Origin of the sequence: Mesorhizobium shangrilense, assembly GCF_028826155.1 — a bacterium.
Taxonomy (GTDB): Bacteria; Pseudomonadota; Alphaproteobacteria; order Rhizobiales; family Rhizobiaceae; genus Arvimicrobium; species Arvimicrobium flavum.
In genome coordinates, this window is record NZ_JAQGPN010000003.1 from 91,220 (window position 1) to 106,768 (window position 15,549).

Here is a 15,549-nt window from a genome sequence, read left to right on the forward strand (position 1 = left end):
CGAACGATGACCAGCACTGACACTGTTCTCATCTGCGGCTTTGGCATTTTCGGCGAGCTGCATGCCCGTGCGTGGCGCAGGCTCGATCCGGCCATTCGCCTCATGGTCGCCGATCCATCGCAGGCGGCACTGAACCGCGCAGCCCAGCTCGGCATTCCGGCCGAAGGCCTGTCCACCGACGCCACCAGCCTGGTCGGCCGCGCCGACATGGTGGCGGTGGTGGCGCCCCCTGCCCTGCATCTGCCGCTGGCCCTGATGGCGCTCGAAGCCGGCAAGCCCGTGCTGATCGAGAAACCCGCGGTGACCACCGTCGCCGAAGCGCAGACCCTGATGGGAGCCATCAAGGACGTGCCGACCCAGATCGGCATGGTGCTGCGCGCCCATCCTCTCGTCACGCAGGCGAAAGCCCTGCTGGCAAGCGGCGAGATCGGCGAGCTCGTCGCCATCGAGGGCAATTTTTCGGGCTGGAAGCGGATGCGCGCCGACTCCTCCCTGGTCGAGAACGACGGCGTCCACTTCCTCGACCTCATGCGCCATTTCGCGGGGCACGCGATCGAGGCCGTCTCGGCCAGCTCCTGGTCGCGGCTCGCGGATGACGTCGTCGACGACATCGTCATCGAGCTCGACTTCGCCAACCGCCTGAAGGGCCGCCTGCGGCTCGGCGTGCTGGTTGCCGGCGAAGTCGAGGACCCGTTCATGCCCGGCGCGGTGACCAACAAGCGCATGTCGCTCGTTGGCCGCGCGGGCAATGTGACCATCGACTTCAACCAGAACCGGTTGATCCTGTCCAAGGTGGCCTACACGCGGTCGGCCGGCGGCTTCGACGTCAAGCCGGAATCGCTGGAAAGCCATATGGCGGTGGGCGCGAGCCCGGAGGCGATCCTGGCCGCCAGCTTCGGCGTCTTCAGGGACGCGGTTCGCAACGGCGGCCCTGTGCTTTGCGAAGCTGCGGAAGGCGCACTGGAAATGACGGCGACGGTTGCAGCAATCGCGACAGCCCTGCAGAGGCAGGCCCGCGAGACCGTCAAGATCGAGGGGCTACGCTCATGAGCCGCGCACGTCCTGTCTTCACTGATGTCATCGGCGGTCTCGTCGTCACCATCGGCGGCATTGCCGGACTGGTGGAATCGTGGCGGATGCCGCGGTTCGAGGTCCGCAAGGCCGATCCCTTCACGGTGCCGGGGCTGACCCCGGGACTTCTTTGCCTGGTGCTGACGGTGCTCGGCATCGCCCTGCTCATCCGCGCCATGGCCGGTCGCGGCGGAGCCGTCGCCCTCCCGATCCTGACCTGGCAGCCGGGCAGCGCGGCGCGCATGATCTTCACGCTCGTCACGGTCGTCATCTACGGGTTCGTCCTGTTCGGAAACGTGCCGTTCGTCATCGCTACGACAATCTTCGTCTTTGCCTTCACGGTGGGGGCCGAACTGCTCAATCCGGAGCGCAAGCTGTCCCTCCCGGCGCTGTCCGCGGGAGCGCTCGTCCTGGCGATCTGCTCGTCCCTGGTCGTGCGGGCGGTCTTCGTCGAGATCTTCCTGGTCAAGCTGCCGGGATGAGTTCGGCGCTTGTCGCGCTCCGCGGCGAACCGGCAGGCGGGGCGAAAGCTGCGCTTGCAAGCCATCCCGGAGTTCACCGACCGCATCGCACCGGCAGACTGGTCGTTGAGGATGGTCGAACCAAAAAATCCGTCTGACGCCTAGCCAAGGAAACCGCCAGAATGAATGCACTCCCGTCCGAGATCCGCAACGAGCAGGAACTTGAGGACCTGCTGTCGCGCCCCAGCCAGCAACTGATCGAGACGTTTGCCGGGCTCGAAGGCGACATCACCATCCTCGGCGTCGGCGGCAAGATGGGGCCGACGCTGGCGCGCATGGCCAAGCGCGCCGCGCCCCACAAGCGGGTCATCGGCGTCGCCCGCTTCTCCGAGGCCGGCCTGAAGGAAAAGCTCCAGGGCTGGGACATCGAGACGGTCGAGTGCGACCTGCTTGACCGCGCCGCCGTGGAAGCGCTGGAAAAGACCGCCAACGTGGTCTTCATGGCCGGCCGGAAGTTCGGCTCCAGCGGCAACCAGTCGCTGACCTGGGCGATGAACGTGCATGTGCCGGCTATCGTCGCCGAGGCCTTCAGCCAGTCGCGCATCGCCGTCTTCTCGACGGCCTGCGTCTATCCCTTCGTCGACATCGCCGGCCAGGGCGCGCGCGAGGATCTCGATCTCAACCCGCCCGGCGAATACGCCAATTCCTGCGTGGGGCGCGAACGCATGTTCGAGCACTACTCGCGCACTCAAGGTACCAAGGTGTCGATCATCCGCCTCTCCTACGCGATCGACATGCGCTACGGCGTGTTGCACGATGTGGCCAGCGCCGTTCAGGCGGGGGAGCCGGTGCAGATCGACAGCGGTCATTGCAACGTGATCTGGCAGGGCGACGCCAATGACGTGGCGTTGCAGTCGCTCGCCCATGCGGGCACGCCTCCCTTCGTCCTCAACCTTTCGGGGCCGGAACTGGTGAGCGTGCGCCGGCTTGCCGAAAAGTTCGGCGAGCATTTCGGCAAGACGCCGGTGTTTTCTGGCCAGGAGCAGGGTCGCGCCTGGATCATCGACACCAGTCTCCAGCAGAAGCTTTTCGGCTACCCCACCGTGCCGCTGCCGCGCCTGATAGAGTGGACGGCGCAGTGGCTCGGCGACGGCGGCCGCTCACTTGGCAAGCCGACGCATTTCGAGGTCAGAGATGGCGCCTACTGAGGACACGGGCGCGAGGGCCGGCGACGCGGACGCGGCTGGGCAGGAAAAGCCCCGCCAGACACGCGACGCCGCGGCCACGCGCGCCCGCATCCTGAAATCGGCAGAGAAGGAATTCGCCAGGAAAGGGCTGAAGGGCACGCGCATCGATGCGATCGCCAAGCTTGCCCGCTGCAACAAGGCGCTCATCTACCACTATTTCGGGAGCAAGGAGGACCTGTTCAGCGCCGTGCTGGATCTGACCTACGAGAAGATCCGCGCCGCTGAGCGCAAGCTCGATCTCGCCTGCCGCTCGCCGGTGGAGGCGATGGAGGAGCTTATTGGCTTCTCCTTCGACTATGTGAGCGAGCATCCTGAATTCATCTCGCTGATCAATGACGAGAACATGCATGGCGGCGTGCATGTCTCGCATTCGGCCCGCGCGCGCGACCTCAACAGTCCGCTGGTGGCGCTGATCGACGAGATCCTGCAGCGCGGACAGGCATCCGGCGTCTTCCGCACCGGCGTCGATCCCGTCCAGCTCTACATATCGATCGCCAGCATCTGCTACTTCTTCATCGCCAACAGGCACACCCTGTCGGCGATCTTCGCCCTGCCGAAGACGCGCGACGTACTCGACCTGCGACGCCGGCACGTCATCGACGTCATCCTCGGCTACCTGCGTCCCGACGCACCACCCACCACAGGCCTCCCGGAAATCACTTTATGAAGATCAACGACATTCCCGCCGTTCCCCTCGCCGCGTTGCGTCGGGGCGGCGTCATTCCCGCGCATCCGCTGGCGCTGGACGCCGGCCGCAAGCTCGACGAGCGCCGCCAGCGCGCGCTGTCGCGCTACTATCTGGACGCCGGTGCGCACGGCATGGCGGTGGCGGTGCACACCACCCAGTTCGAGATCCGCGACCACGGCCTCTTCGAGCCCGTCCTGCAGCTCGCAGCCGAGGAAGCCGCGCGGCATGCGTCCGAACCGTTCCTCGTCGCCGGCGCCATCGGCCGCACCGAGCAGGCGGTGCGCGAGGCCGAGCTTGCCCGCTCGAATGGCTATCATGCCGTGCTGCTCGGCGTGGCGGCCATGAAGGGGGCGAGCGAGGACGAGCTGATCGCCCATTGCCGCGCGGTGGCCGAAGTCATGCCGGTCATCGGTTTCTACCTGCAGACCGCAGTGCACGGGCAGCCCCTGCCCTACTCCTTCTGGCGTCGCTTCGCCGAGATCGAGAACGTCGTCGCCATCAAGATGGCGCCGTTCAACCGCTATCGCACGCTCGACGTCGTGCGCGCCGTGATCGACGCCCGCGCAGAGGAACGCATCACGCTCTATACCGGCAATGACGACCACATCGTCGCCGACCTGATGACGCGTTTCACCTTCCCGCGCGACGGCGAGCCGGTCAGCGTGCGCATCAAGGGCGGCCTGCTCGGCCACTGGGCGGTGTGGACCAAGAAGGCCGTCGAACTGCTGGCCGACGTCCACGAGCGGGCGGATGCGCGCTCCGCATCGGATTGGCTGGAGCTGGATGCGCGCACCACCGACGCCAACGGCGTCCTGTTCGACGTCGCCAACGATTTCGTCGGCTGCATCGCCGCGATCCACGAGGTGCTACGCCGGCAGGGCCTGCTCGAAGGCATCTGGTGCCTCAACCCCGACGAGACGATGGGCCCGGGCCAGGTCGAGGAACTCGACCGCATCGCCCGCGACTATCCCGAACTCAATGACGACGCGTTCGTGCGGGCCAATCTGGAACGCTGGCTGGCCTGAGCGCCGCCGCATTGATCCGCCGCGGGGCCGGCGAACACCGGAGACCGGCGGCGCGATCGCCGTTCCTGACGGGCGGGGCCTCCCGGCGGAATCGCGCCTCGGCGACGTTCCGACGACGGGCGTGTCCGGGGCGCGATCGCCGATCTGCCGGCGCCGACCTCCCCTCTCCTGCCCTCCCCGGAGGAGGGGCGTTGTCTTTCGCTGTCGCGGACAAGCGCGCTCAGACGAGCTTCAGCAGTTCCGCGCCGGCAGTGGCCAGCGACATCGCTTCGACGCGGTGTCCGAGCGGATAGGTCTCCGAACCCGGATAGACAAGGATGCGGCGCGCCGCTCCGATGTCGTCGCTGGCGAGGTGAAATCCCTTCTCCGCCTTCGGCGCCAGGCTGCGTTTGATCTCGATCGCCCAGATGTCCGAGCCCGGCAGCGTGAGCAGCAGGTCGATCTCGGCGCCGGCCGCGGTCCGATAGAAATTGAGCCTGGTGCCCGCAGGCGCGGCGGCCGACAGGGTCTCGATGACGAAGCCTTCCCAGCTGCCGCCGGCGACGGGATGCCCGAGCACCTGTTCCTCGGTGGCCAGGCCCAGCAGCGCGTGGGTGATGCCACTGTCGCGGACATAAATCTTGGGCGATTTGACGAGCCGCTTGGAGACGTTGGCGTGCCACGGCTCCAGGCGGCGCACCAGCAGCAGGTCGACCAGGAGGTCGAGATAGGAAGCGACCGTCTTGCCGTCGACGCCGAGCGCGCGGGCGAAGTCGGCGGCGTTGAGCAGGCCGGACTGATGGTGCGCCAGCATGGTCCAGAAGCGGCGCAGCGTCTCGGCGGGGATGCGTGGTCCCAGCATCGGCACATCGCGCTCGAGATAGGTGCGGATGAAATCCTGCCGCCAGCGCAGGCTGGTCCGGTCGCTTGAGGCGAGCAAGCTGTCCGGGAAGCCGCCGCGCACCCAAAGCCGCGGCAGCTCGGCGGCCGGTACCTCCAGCCCGTCGACGGGGTGCATCTCCAGATAGGCGATGCGGCCGGCCAGCGTCTCGCTCGACTGCTTCATGAGGTCGATCGAGGCAGATCCGAGCAGAAGGAAACGGCCGGTGCGGCGGCCGCTGCGGCGGCCCTGGTCGATCAGCCCGCGCAGGTTCTGGAACAGCCCGGGAAGCCGGTGCACCTCGTCGAGGATGACCAGCTTGTCCTCATGCCCGGCCAGATACAGCTCGGGTTCTGCAAGCTTGGCCCGGTCAGCGTCCGATTCGAGATCGAGATAGATCGCCGGCCGGGCATCGGCGATCTGCAGGGCCAGCGTGGTCTTGCCCACCTGCCGCGGCCCGATCAGCGCCACGGCTGGATTGCTGTCGAGAAGTTCGATGAGTTCGGCGAGGATTCGACGGTCGATCATCCTTGCAAATATGGAGAAGAACTCCACGATTGCAAGGAAGAGAATGTTATGGTTGCCGTCCGCGTCCGATCTGGGATGCACTGCCCCGGCCGCCGAAAGCGCGACATCTGAAGACTCGTTTCGGCTATTCCTGATCTCCCTCGAGATCGTTGCGTGCACCAAAGTTTTGGGACACGTAAGCGCCAGGGACGATCGGGGCGCCATTGCCCGGCGGATCGTTTCGGGTCGGCGCCGCAAGCCTGCGCGTTGCACGTCCACGGCATGCGAGGGCGAGGCCTGATTCGCACCTGCGCAAATGGTTAATTTCCGTTAACCCTCTTTTCGTTGACAAGAATCGCTTCTTGTCCCACCTTTCTTACGGTTTTGGCGCGTAGCAACGTTATTTTGGCGTAAGCGAGTGCCCTCCCCTATCCGTAGAGCGTACCGTGCGTCACAATCGGCCGTCCTCGGGTGAGTCGCGTCAATCGCGGCTGGCCGGGTTTGGTCATGACGCCAATAGAAAGGGAATTCATGTTGGCGCCAGTCGTCCATCAGGCGGAAACTCCAACAGCCGATCGGCTGATCGCGGTCGATGCCGAAACGCTGTCGGCGCAGCTGTCGCAACTGCGCGACCGGTTGTTTCCGCCGCTGGCCAAGAAGACGCTGCGTCCGTTCACCAGCGGCGAGGCCGCCCGGCTGATCGGCGTCAGCGACGGCTACCTGCGGCAGCTGTCGATCTCCGGCGACGGCCCCTCCCCCGAAGTCGGCGCGTCCGGGCGGCGCTCCTACAAGCTGGCCGACGTCAATGCGCTTCGCCACTATCTCGCGGCGCAACCCGGGGCCAAGTCGAAGCACTACGTCAAGCATCGCGAGGGCGACGAGCATCTGCAGGTGGTGGCCGTCACCAATTTCAAGGGCGGCTCCGGCAAGACCACGACGACGGCGCACCTGGCGCAGTATCTCGCGCTGCAGGGTTACCGGGTGCTGGCCATCGATCTCGATCCGCAGGCGTCGATGTCGGCGCTGTTCGGCTTCCAGCCGGAACTCGACCTCTCGGGCAACGACACGCTCTACGGCGCGATCCGCTACGACGGCGAGCGGGTGCCGATGGAAGCGGTCATCCGCACCACCTATTTCGACGGGCTCGACATCGTTCCGGGCAACCTTGAGCTGCAGGAGTTCGAGCACGCGACGCCGCGCCATCTGGCCGACCGTCGCGTCGGCGCGGACGATCCGCGCGACATGTTCTTCGCGCGCGTCCAGTCGACCATCGCCACGGTCGCCGACCGCTATGACGTTGTCGTCATCGACTGTCCGCCGCAGCTCGGTTTCCTGACGCTCGGCGCGCTGTGCGCAGCGACCTCGGTTATCGTCACCGTGCATCCGCAGATGCTCGACGTCGCCTCGATGAGCCAGTTCCTGTTCATGACGTCGGACCTGCTCAGCGTGGTGCGCGAGGCCGGCGGCACGCTGAACTTCGATTTCCTGCGCTACCTCATCACCCGCTTCGAGCCGAACGACGGACCGCAGACCCAGATCGCGGGCTTCCTGCGTACCCAGTTCGGCTCGCGCGTGCTGACCACGCCGATGCTGAAGTCGACGGCGATCTCGGACGCGGGCCTTACCAAGCAGACGCTCTATGAGGTCGGCCGTGAGAACTTCAACCGCGCCACCTACGACCGCGCCATCGAATCGATGAACGCCGTCAACTCCGAGGTCGAGGACCTGCTGAAGCAGGCCTGGGGGCGGGCGGCATGAGCGCTGTCTGCTGTCGACCGGGGATGAAGTTGACAGCTGTCAACCGGGACGAGGCACTGCACGATAGGCTTCGCCATGACGCCGCCGATCGGTGGTTGGGCAGCGAGTTGACAGCTGTCAATTCGCGACGGCCCACCAGAAGGGCGTGGTCGGCGGCCTGCACGCGAGCCGCGTCGCCGCCCCGAAGTGGGGAGGAAAAAAGCGCCTTTTCCGCCGCCGGGCGGCCTCAAGGCCGCATAATTCCGGGCTTTCCTCGGAACGCCCAAAAAAATTTGATCCCCATACGCCGCCGTGCGCCCATACTGTCCGGCGGAGGTGTTCCATGAGCAAGCGCAAGGACCAGTTGAGATCGTTGTTCGGCGTCGAGCCCGCGCCGGAAACCAAACAGGCCGAGCCTCATGCCCCCGAAGTTCCGAAGCGCAGTACATCGGGCGCGGTCAAGGCCATGGGGCTTTCGCTCGACACGCTCAGCCAGGAGATCGCCGATGCGCGGCGTCTGCGCGAGAGCCTCGACGGAGCCGACCGCGTGGTCGAGCTCGAGCCGGAGCGCATCGAACGCTCGCCCTATGCTGACCGCCTGAGCAGCGGCGCAGCGGGCGACGAGCATTTCGAGGCGCTGGTGCACAGCATCGCCGAACAGGGCCAGCAGGTGCCGGTCCTTGTTCGCCCGCATCCTGATTCCGCGCGAGGGGCCGCAGGTGAGTTCCAGGCCGCCTACGGCCACCGCCGCATCGAGGCGGCGCGCCGCATCGGCAAGCCCGTCCGCGCCATCGTCAAGGCGATGACCGATGCGGAGCTGGCCACCGCGCAGGGCAAGGAGAATGCCGAGCGGCGCGACCTTTCCTATATCGAGCGCGCCTTCTTTGCCGACGGCCTCATGCGGCACGGTTTTGATCGCGCGACTGCGATGGCCGCACTCGCGGTCGACAAGACCGAGCTGTCGCGCCTGCTCCAGGTGGCGACTGTGATCCCCGGTCGAATCGCGGTTGCCGTGGGGCCCGCGCCCAAGGTCGGACGCCCGCGCTGGATGGCGTTCGCCGCGCTGCTCGACCGCGAAGCGCAATACGTGAAGGCGGACGACGAGATCGCCACGGACCGGTTTCGGCGCGCCTCGAGCGACGAGCGCTTTCAGATGCTGTTCGACAGGCTGTCGCAGCGCGCGCCGAAAAAGGCGGCCGCGACTCAGGTGCAGTCCGCCGGCGGCGGCAGGATCGCGGAGGTGCAGCGCAAGGCGGACCGCGCCGTGTTCGTCATTCCGGCGTCGGCCGGAGCGGGCTTCGCTGACTATGTCGAGGCGGAGCTGCCCAAGCTGCACGCGGCGTTCAGCGCGCGGTCAGGCGAGGGCGGCTGAGGAATGTGTGGCGGCCGCGTATCCGGCCGCTTGAGCAGTGAACTGAAACAGTAAGGGAAACGGCAGGCAAAGAAAAAGGCCCCCAGAACGTCACCATTCCGGAAGCCCTCTTTCGATGTAGCAATCTGAAAGAATCACTTCCGATTCGTCCTGTCAAGGTCGGAACGTTCCGGCGGCGTGTTTTGATTGCCTCGAAGCGAGGTAGGACATGACGGAAAGGTTTGCGACGACGCCTTTTGGCGGCGGTCGGATAAGTGCGTCCTTTTTTCGGATGCGCGAGGAGGTCGAGCGCAAGAGGACCGCGCTGCGCGAGGGCAGGGCAGGGACCAACGACACCGGCAAGGCGGACAAGTGGCGGCTGCTGAGGGCGCTCACCGAGGCGCGCGACGCCTACGGGCTGTCCGACCGCTCGATCGTGGTGCTCGAGGCGCTGGCCAGTTGCTGGCCAGAGAAGGAGATCGACGGGGCGGCCGAGGTGATCGTGTTTCCGTCCAACGCCGAGCTTTCCTTGCGCAGCCGCGGCATGGCGCCGGCGACCATCCGCCGGCACCTGGCGGCGCTGGTTGCGGCCGGCATGATCCTGAGGCGCGACAGTGCCAACGGCAAGCGCTACTGCCGGCGTGACGATCGCGGCCAGGTGGAGACCGCCTTTGGCTTCGATCTCGCGCCCTTCGCGCAGGCCGCCGCCGAGATATTCGCTGCGGCCGACGCTGCACGCGCCGAGGCGCAGGCCATGATCAGGCTGCGCGGTGAGATCACCATCCATCAGCGCGACATCGCCAAGGTGATCGAGGCGGCAATCGACGAGGAGAGGGCGGGCGACTGGTTCGGCTTCGCGGAACGCCTCGCAATGTGTGGCGGCCGGCTGCCGCGCGTCGCGCCGAGATTGTTCCTGGAGCGTCGTCGCGAGGACATGGTTCGCCTGCGAGCGGAGGTGGAGACGGCCTACCTCGATGCCTTGGCAGAACAAGAAATGAGCGCCAATGACTCCGATTCTGAGCGCCATATTCAGAATTCAAACACAGACCTCCATTTTGAAAGAGGCTCCGAAAATGAGCTGAAGCGAACGGCCGCGACAACCGGGAGGCCACGGGATGGGGTGGAAGGCGCAGCCGGAGCCGAGCCATCGGACGGGGGCGAGGAACCCGCTGGCGAAACGGACGAGGGCCGCCGATTGGAAACCAAGGCCGCCCCGATAACGCTGGAGCGGCTGAAATCGGCCTGCCCGGGGTTCGAACCCTATGCGAGGGACGGCCTTGGCGGCTGGCGCGAGGTGATCGCCACGGCCGGACTGGTGCGGTCGATACTGGGCGTGTCGCCGGACGCGTGGAGCAGGGCGCGCAAGGCGATGGGCGACGTCGCTGCGGCGGTCACCATTGCGGCGATCCTCGAACGGGTTGACGAGATCCGTTCGCCGGGCGGCTATCTGCGGGCGCTGACCCTTCGGGCGGAGGACGGGAAATTCTCCGTGCTGCCGATGATCCAGGCCCTGGAAAACCGGTAGCGGCGGCGATGCCATCCGCATACTGGCTGGAACGCGAGACGGTGCGACGGCGGCCCTGGCCGACGCCAGAACCCTCGTTCGCGTCAGCGCCAGCCCATGGCCGGCGCCACGTGGGTGAGGATCGCCTCGATCACATGGGCGTTGTAGTCGACGCCGAGCTGGTTGGGGACGGTGAGCAACAGCGTATCGGCTTCGGCGATGGCCTCGTCTTCCTTCAGCTGCCCGACCAGGACGTCCGGCTCGGCGGCATAGGTGCGGCCGAACACGGCCCGCGTGTCCGCCTCGATGTAGCCGAAGTGATCCTGCTGGTCGCCGCGGCCGAAATAGTCGCGGTCGCGGTCGTCGACCAGCGCGAAGATGCTGCGGCTGACCGAAACCCGCGCCTCGCGCTCATGGCCCGCAGCCTTCCAGGCTTGACGATATGCCCGGATCTGCTCCGCCTGCTGGATGTGGAAAGGCTGACCGCTCTCGTCGAACTTGAGGGTCGAGCTCTGCAGGTTCATGCCCAGTTTCGCCGCCCACTCAGCCGTCGCGTTGGTGGCCGCACCCCACCAGATCCGCTCGCGCAGGCCCTCCGAGTGCGGCTCGAGGCGGAGAAGACCCGGGGGATTCGGGAACATGGGTCGAGGATTGGGCTGGGCGAAGCCTTTGCCGCGCAGGACCTCGAGCAGGACTTCGGCGCGCTCGCGCGCCATGGCGGCGTCGGTCTGGCCGTCCTGGAGGGCGTAGCCGAAATAGCGCCAGCCGTCGATCACCTGCTCCGGCGAGCCGCGACTGATGCCGAGCTGCAGGCGGCCGCCGGAAATCAGGTCGGCAGCGCCGGCATCCTCGGCCATGTAGAGCGGGTTCTCGTAGCGCATGTCGATGACGGCCGTGCCGATCTCGATGCGGCTGGTCTTGGCGCCGACGGCCGCCAGCAGCGGGAACGGCGAGGCGAGCTGGCGGGCAAAGTGATGGACGCGGAAATAGGCGCCGTCGGCCCCCAGTTGCTCTGCGGCGACCGCCAAATCGATGGACTGCAGCAGCGCATCGGCGGCCGTCTGCGTTTGCGACTGGCGCGAGGGCGACCAATGCCCGAACGACAGGAATCCGATCTTCTTCATGGGAGCGTCCTGGCTCTTTTGCCTGTTGGGTTATCGCGTCCGGTTCCAAGACGCCGGCGTCCGGTCAAAGCCCTGCCGCCTTGGTGAGGTTGACGCGGAAGCGATCGCGCCGACGCTGATATTTGCGGGTCATCTCGGCGGAAGCGTGGCCGAGCTGCTTCTGGACATGCCGCTCATCGACCTCGGCGGAGGAGGCGAGGCCAGCGCGCAGCGAGTGTCCGGCGAAGAGGCCGCTCCGCTGCCCCTCGGGCAAGTCGCCGCGAACGCCGGCGGCAAGCGCCGTGCGCTTGACGAGTCGGGCGACCTCCTGGTCGTTGAGCCGCTCGGCGCCGACCTTCTTTCCCTGTCCCGTCACCCGCCGGAACAACGGTCCATGCCCGATGCGAGCGAACTGCAGCCAGGTCTGCAGCGTCACGACTGGGCAGGTGGCGTCGGTCGAGCCGCGGCCGATCTCGACCTCGCGCCAGCCGGTCTTTCCGCGCAGCGTCACCAGAAGGCCCTTGTCGAGGATCTCTATCCAGCCGCGTCCGTCCTCGGTCTGGTCGCGGCCGACGTCGAGCCCGACGATTTCGGAACGGCGCAGGCCGCCGGCGAAGCCCAGAAGCAGCATGGCGCGGTCGCGCAGGCCGCGCAGGCTTCCGCGATCGAGCGTTTCCAGCATGGCGATCAGGTCCTCCGGCAGTACCGCTTCCTTCTGGCGCGGCGGGGCGGCATGGGTGTTGCGGATGCCGGCCATCACCGTGGCGATATGACGGTCCTTGCGGTCGAGCGGCTGGCCGCGCTGTGAAAAATTCCAGGTGAGCGAGGAAAGCCGCCGTTCGATGGTGGACACCGACTTCTTGCCGCCGACGGCCGCGCCGGAGGCCAGCGCCGTGATGTAGAGGCCGACTACCTGCGGATCGGGCGGCTGCAGGCCAAATCCCTGTCGCCGGCACCAGCTCGCAAAATGCCGCCAGTCGGAGGCGTAGGCGCGACGGGTGTTGGCCGAGCTTGCGGCCTCGACGTAGTCGCGGGCGCGGTCGGCGAGGTGTGCGACATGCGGCGGTAGTGGAGCCTGCCGTTCGACGATCTCGCGAGCACCGGTTTCAGCCGCGGAAAGGGCAGGGGAGGGGCTTTGGGGGCCGCTGTCGCCGTCGAGGCTGTCTACCGCCTCCGATTCGGGCTGGCTCATTGCGCGCACCACATCGACGATGTCCGGGAGATCGTCGTTGCCGGACGGGGTCGCTCGTTTCTGGACGTCGTCAGCCATGCGATGCCGCCTCGCTACCCGTCTGGACAAAGTCATTGCCGGCGAACAGCAGCGGTTCGTCCGCACGTTTCGCCAAAGCACCGGCAAGCGCACCCGTGGGCGGGTTATCGTTGTTCAGCGACACGAGAGGCTCCAGAGATCCACCTTTTCGACAGTTTCTGCCTGAATTCGCGGCCCTTGTCAAAAAGACCGATAAGCCAAGATTATCGATCATTATCAGGGTGCGACAGGTGCGGCGGCAATGGCGCAACGGAATTGCCAAAAGCGCCGCTGTCGGTCATCCTGCAACGGATGATTCGTCGACCGAAATCCCTCGCCAACGCTCTGTATCCCCTGGCCGGCGCGCCCGCCCCGGGCGTCTCCGTTCCGGCCTGGCTGCGGCTGGCGCCGCCCGATCCGCAAAGGCTTGCTGCACAAGCCATCGAGGATGTTGCGGCCGGCTTCGGCGCGGCCGTCGGGGCGCTCGATGCGGTGGTGCGGCGCTACGAGCCATGGGCCGGCGCGTGGCGGCAGCGGCTGGCGCTCACCGCCGCCGGGGTGACGGCGCGGCAGGCGGGACGCGCGGAGGACGAGGCGGCGCTGCGCGACGCCGTGCTTTTGACCCGCCCCGGCGACGAGGTCGGCCCCGCCGGTCGGATGCTTTTGGCCTGGCGGCGGCTGGCGATCTCGCCCCCGGACAAGCTGCTGGGCGAGGCGTCGCTGGCGGCGCTGCTCCACGATCTCGGCCTCGCGCATGACGATGAGGCGGTGAGCGACCTGGCCGACGACCTTCGGCGGTTCGCCGCCGCCCCGGGCATGGTCGGGATGCTGGCCGGTGCTTTTGCCAGCGTGGAGCGTCGCGGCTTGCCGCGTGTCGTCGGCGCCTGGGTCGCCGACGCGCTGCTGGCGCAGCGGTTGAGCTGGGCGCAGGCGACGCCGCTGGCCGGGCTGGAGAGCGCCCTGGGCGCAGGCGCTGTTCGCCCGCGCCGCGCGGCGGCCGGGGCTGCAGTGTCGGCCATGGAGACCGAGGCCGAGCGGGCGAAGGGACTGCTCGCCGCGCAGGCGCGCGCCGCGCTGCGCGCCCTCGACCTGTCGGCCGAGCTCGGGCGGCGCGCCGAAAAGCTGCTTGCGGTCGCGCCGAAACTCAGGGCCAAGGCGGCGGACGCCGTCGTCGACAAGATCCTGTGCGGCGACGCGATCGTGGCGTCGGAAATGATCGCCGGCATCAGCGACCGCGGGCTGCGCCGCCTGTTCGACCGGCTGGTGAGCCTGAGCGCCGTGCGCGAGCTTTCCGGCCGCACGACCTTCCGGATCTACGGGCTGTGAGCGCGATGGAGAAGGCGGGACGCGCGGCGAGGGCCAAGGGGCGAGCCGATGACCATCGGTCAGGCGACCGGCTGCTCGACCGCGAGCTGGATCACCTGCCGCCGCAGGCGCGCTGGCGCGAATGGATGAACCGCGTCGAGGCGACGATTTTTGCGGCCGGCGAGCCGGTTTCCCGCGAGGCGCTCGCCCGCATCGTCGGCAGGAGCTGCAGCATCGACCTCCTGATCGACGACATCCGCGAGGAGCTGCGCGACCGGCCCTATGACCTCGTTGCCGTCGCCGGCGGCTTTCGGCACCTGACCCGTCCGGCCTATGCCGACGCCATCCGCACCGCCATGGGCGCCAACGAACGGGCGGTCGAGCTGACCCAGTCCGAAGTGCTGGTGCTGATGTGCATCGCCTATTTCCAGCCGATCACGCGTGCAGAACTGTCGTCGTTCTTCGGCAAGGAGATCTCCCGCGACCTGATCGGCAATCTGCGCAGCGCCGGCATGATCGCGTCAGGCCCGCGCAGCCCGCAGCCGGGCGCGCCCTACACCTACGTCACCACCAAAGCGTTCCTGCTGGAGTTCGGCCTCGACACGCTGCGCGACCTGCCCGACTTCGAGGCGCTCGAGGATGCCGGCCTCTTGTCCAAGGAGAAGCTGCTGGCGGGGGATATCGGGGTCGCGTTGCTGGAACCGGAGGAGCCATGACCGCTGACGCACCGGATTGCGCGACGGGCCGCTCCATCTGTTGTTTGCAGGTGCGGGTCAGGCATAGTGTTCTCACCGGTTGCGTCGTCGGGCAGAGGGGCTTCGTCGCAATCACCAACCAAAGGAACCCGATATGCGCTCTATGGCCGCTTCCGTTCTCCTCATGTTGATCCCTCTTGGCGCGCATGCCGCCCCGCCGGAAGGAACCAAGCTATCCGAGATCATTGCCAAGGTGGAGCAGACGCCTGATCTCGAATACGTGGATGAGATCGACTGGAACGATCGTGGCTACTACGAGATCGAGTATTTCATGAAGAGCGGGGCCAAGGTCGAGATCAAGATCGATCCCAAGACGGGTGCACAGGTGAAATAGGCAGATACGTCTCGTGCCGGCTTCTGCGGTCTTGGAGCCTGCCGCTGGCGCGCCACAGAGGCGTAGCTGGCCGGCGCCACAGCAGGAACCGGCCGGAGAATATCAGCTCGCGGATGTGTGGTCGATGCGCGAACAGGCGTCCGCGGCGAAGCGCCGGGCGTCGGTCGCGCTAACCCCCGAAGGATCCGATCACCAGAGCGCCCAGGACCACCGCAGTGGCCGCGATCGCGATGATGGTGATGGTTGGCATGACCCCGATGGCGGTGCTCGACGTCACCACAGCAGCCAATGCTCCTGCAGCTATCGCGGCCATCAGAGGTCTTTTTCGGACGACTTCGATCATAGGGCTCGAT

Annotated in this window: 16 protein-coding genes; 11 read left to right on the forward strand and 5 right to left on the reverse strand. The window is 67.0% G+C overall.

Annotated elements, in window-relative coordinates:
* The first annotated feature begins 6 nt into the window (after positions 1-6).
* The 5 genes from PD284_RS24995 (at position 7) to PD284_RS25015 (ending at position 4,492) form a co-directional block, all read left to right on the forward strand.
* Positions 7-1,050: a Gfo/Idh/MocA family protein gene (locus PD284_RS24995; protein WP_274631054.1), complete on the forward strand. Its 1,044-nt coding sequence runs from the start codon at positions 7-9 to the stop codon at positions 1,048-1,050.
* Positions 1,047-1,553, forward strand: coding sequence for a tripartite tricarboxylate transporter TctB family protein (locus PD284_RS25000; protein WP_274631055.1), 507 nt, complete (start codon positions 1,047-1,049; stop codon positions 1,551-1,553). The genes PD284_RS24995 and PD284_RS25000 overlap by 4 nt, the downstream gene beginning before the upstream one ends.
* Positions 1,554-1,714: 161 nt before the next feature.
* Entirely contained in the window at positions 1,715-2,740 is a 1,026-nt protein-coding gene (locus PD284_RS25005) for an NAD-dependent epimerase/dehydratase family protein (protein WP_274631056.1), read from the forward strand.
* Positions 2,727-3,446: a TetR/AcrR family transcriptional regulator gene (locus tag PD284_RS25010; protein WP_274631057.1), complete on the forward strand. Its 720-nt coding sequence runs from the start codon at positions 2,727-2,729 to the stop codon at positions 3,444-3,446. The genes PD284_RS25005 and PD284_RS25010 overlap by 14 nt, the downstream gene beginning before the upstream one ends.
* A complete protein-coding gene (locus tag PD284_RS25015; protein ID WP_274631058.1) occupies positions 3,443-4,492 on the forward strand; it encodes a dihydrodipicolinate synthase family protein in 1,050 nt (349 codons plus the stop codon). Before PD284_RS25010 ends, PD284_RS25015 begins: the two co-directional genes overlap by 4 nt.
* A gap of 220 nt (positions 4,493-4,712) precedes the next feature.
* On the opposite strand, the gene PD284_RS25020 is transcribed toward PD284_RS25015, so the two are convergent.
* On the reverse strand, positions 4,713-5,879 hold the full coding sequence (locus tag PD284_RS25020) for an ATP-binding protein (RefSeq protein WP_274631146.1): 1,167 nt from the start codon (positions 5,877-5,879) through the stop codon (positions 4,713-4,715).
* A gap of 510 nt (positions 5,880-6,389) precedes the next feature.
* On the opposite strand from PD284_RS25020, the gene repA reads away from it, so the two are divergent.
* The 3 genes from repA to repC all read left to right on the forward strand — a co-directional run bounded on the left by repA (position 6,390) and on the right by repC (position 10,471).
* Positions 6,390-7,616, forward strand: coding sequence for a plasmid partitioning protein RepA (gene repA, locus PD284_RS25025; protein WP_274631059.1), 1,227 nt, complete (start codon positions 6,390-6,392; stop codon positions 7,614-7,616).
* 322 nt (positions 7,617-7,938) lie between these two features.
* Positions 7,939-8,967 (forward strand): plasmid partitioning protein RepB, encoded by a 1,029-nt coding sequence (repB, locus tag PD284_RS25030; RefSeq protein WP_274631060.1) that lies wholly within the window; start codon positions 7,939-7,941, stop codon positions 8,965-8,967.
* A 208-nt stretch (positions 8,968-9,175) separates the two neighbouring features.
* Positions 9,176-10,471 carry a plasmid replication protein RepC gene (repC, locus tag PD284_RS25035; protein WP_274631061.1) on the forward strand — a complete coding sequence of 432 codons (1,296 nt, stop codon included), beginning with the start codon at positions 9,176-9,178 and terminating at the stop codon, positions 10,469-10,471.
* An 83-nt stretch (positions 10,472-10,554) separates the two neighbouring features.
* Here repC and PD284_RS25040 read toward each other — a convergent pair whose 3' ends face one another.
* The 3 genes from PD284_RS25040 to PD284_RS25050 all read right to left on the reverse strand — a co-directional run bounded on the left by PD284_RS25040 (position 10,555) and on the right by PD284_RS25050 (position 12,947).
* Entirely contained in the window at positions 10,555-11,574 is a 1,020-nt protein-coding gene (locus tag PD284_RS25040) for an LLM class flavin-dependent oxidoreductase (protein WP_274631062.1), read from the reverse strand.
* A 64-nt stretch (positions 11,575-11,638) separates the two neighbouring features.
* On the reverse strand, positions 11,639-12,823 hold the full coding sequence (locus tag PD284_RS25045) for a site-specific integrase (RefSeq protein ID WP_274631063.1): 1,185 nt from the start codon (positions 12,821-12,823) through the stop codon (positions 11,639-11,641).
* Positions 12,816-12,947, reverse strand: a complete 132-nt coding sequence (locus PD284_RS25050; protein WP_274631064.1) for a type II toxin-antitoxin system VapC family toxin — start codon at positions 12,945-12,947, stop codon at positions 12,816-12,818. The genes PD284_RS25045 and PD284_RS25050 overlap by 8 nt, the downstream gene beginning before the upstream one ends.
* Before the next feature lie 167 nt (positions 12,948-13,114).
* Between PD284_RS25050 and PD284_RS25055 the strand changes: the two genes are divergently transcribed.
* From PD284_RS25055 to PD284_RS25065, 3 genes are all read left to right on the forward strand, one after another.
* A complete protein-coding gene (locus PD284_RS25055) occupies positions 13,115-14,128 on the forward strand; it encodes a DUF1403 family protein (protein WP_411956294.1) in 1,014 nt (337 codons plus the stop codon).
* A 5-nt stretch (positions 14,129-14,133) separates the two neighbouring features.
* Positions 14,134-14,823, forward strand: a complete 690-nt coding sequence (gene scpB, locus PD284_RS25060; protein WP_274631147.1) for an SMC-Scp complex subunit ScpB — start codon at positions 14,134-14,136, stop codon at positions 14,821-14,823.
* A gap of 133 nt (positions 14,824-14,956) precedes the next feature.
* Positions 14,957-15,196, forward strand: a complete 240-nt coding sequence (locus PD284_RS25065; protein ID WP_274631066.1) for a PepSY domain-containing protein — start codon at positions 14,957-14,959, stop codon at positions 15,194-15,196.
* A 169-nt stretch (positions 15,197-15,365) separates the two neighbouring features.
* Here the strand turns inward: PD284_RS25065 and PD284_RS25070 are convergent, their stop codons facing one another.
* On the reverse strand, positions 15,366-15,509 hold the full coding sequence (locus PD284_RS25070; protein ID WP_274631067.1) for a hypothetical protein: 144 nt from the start codon (positions 15,507-15,509) through the stop codon (positions 15,366-15,368).
* Positions 15,510-15,549 lie beyond the last annotated feature (40 nt).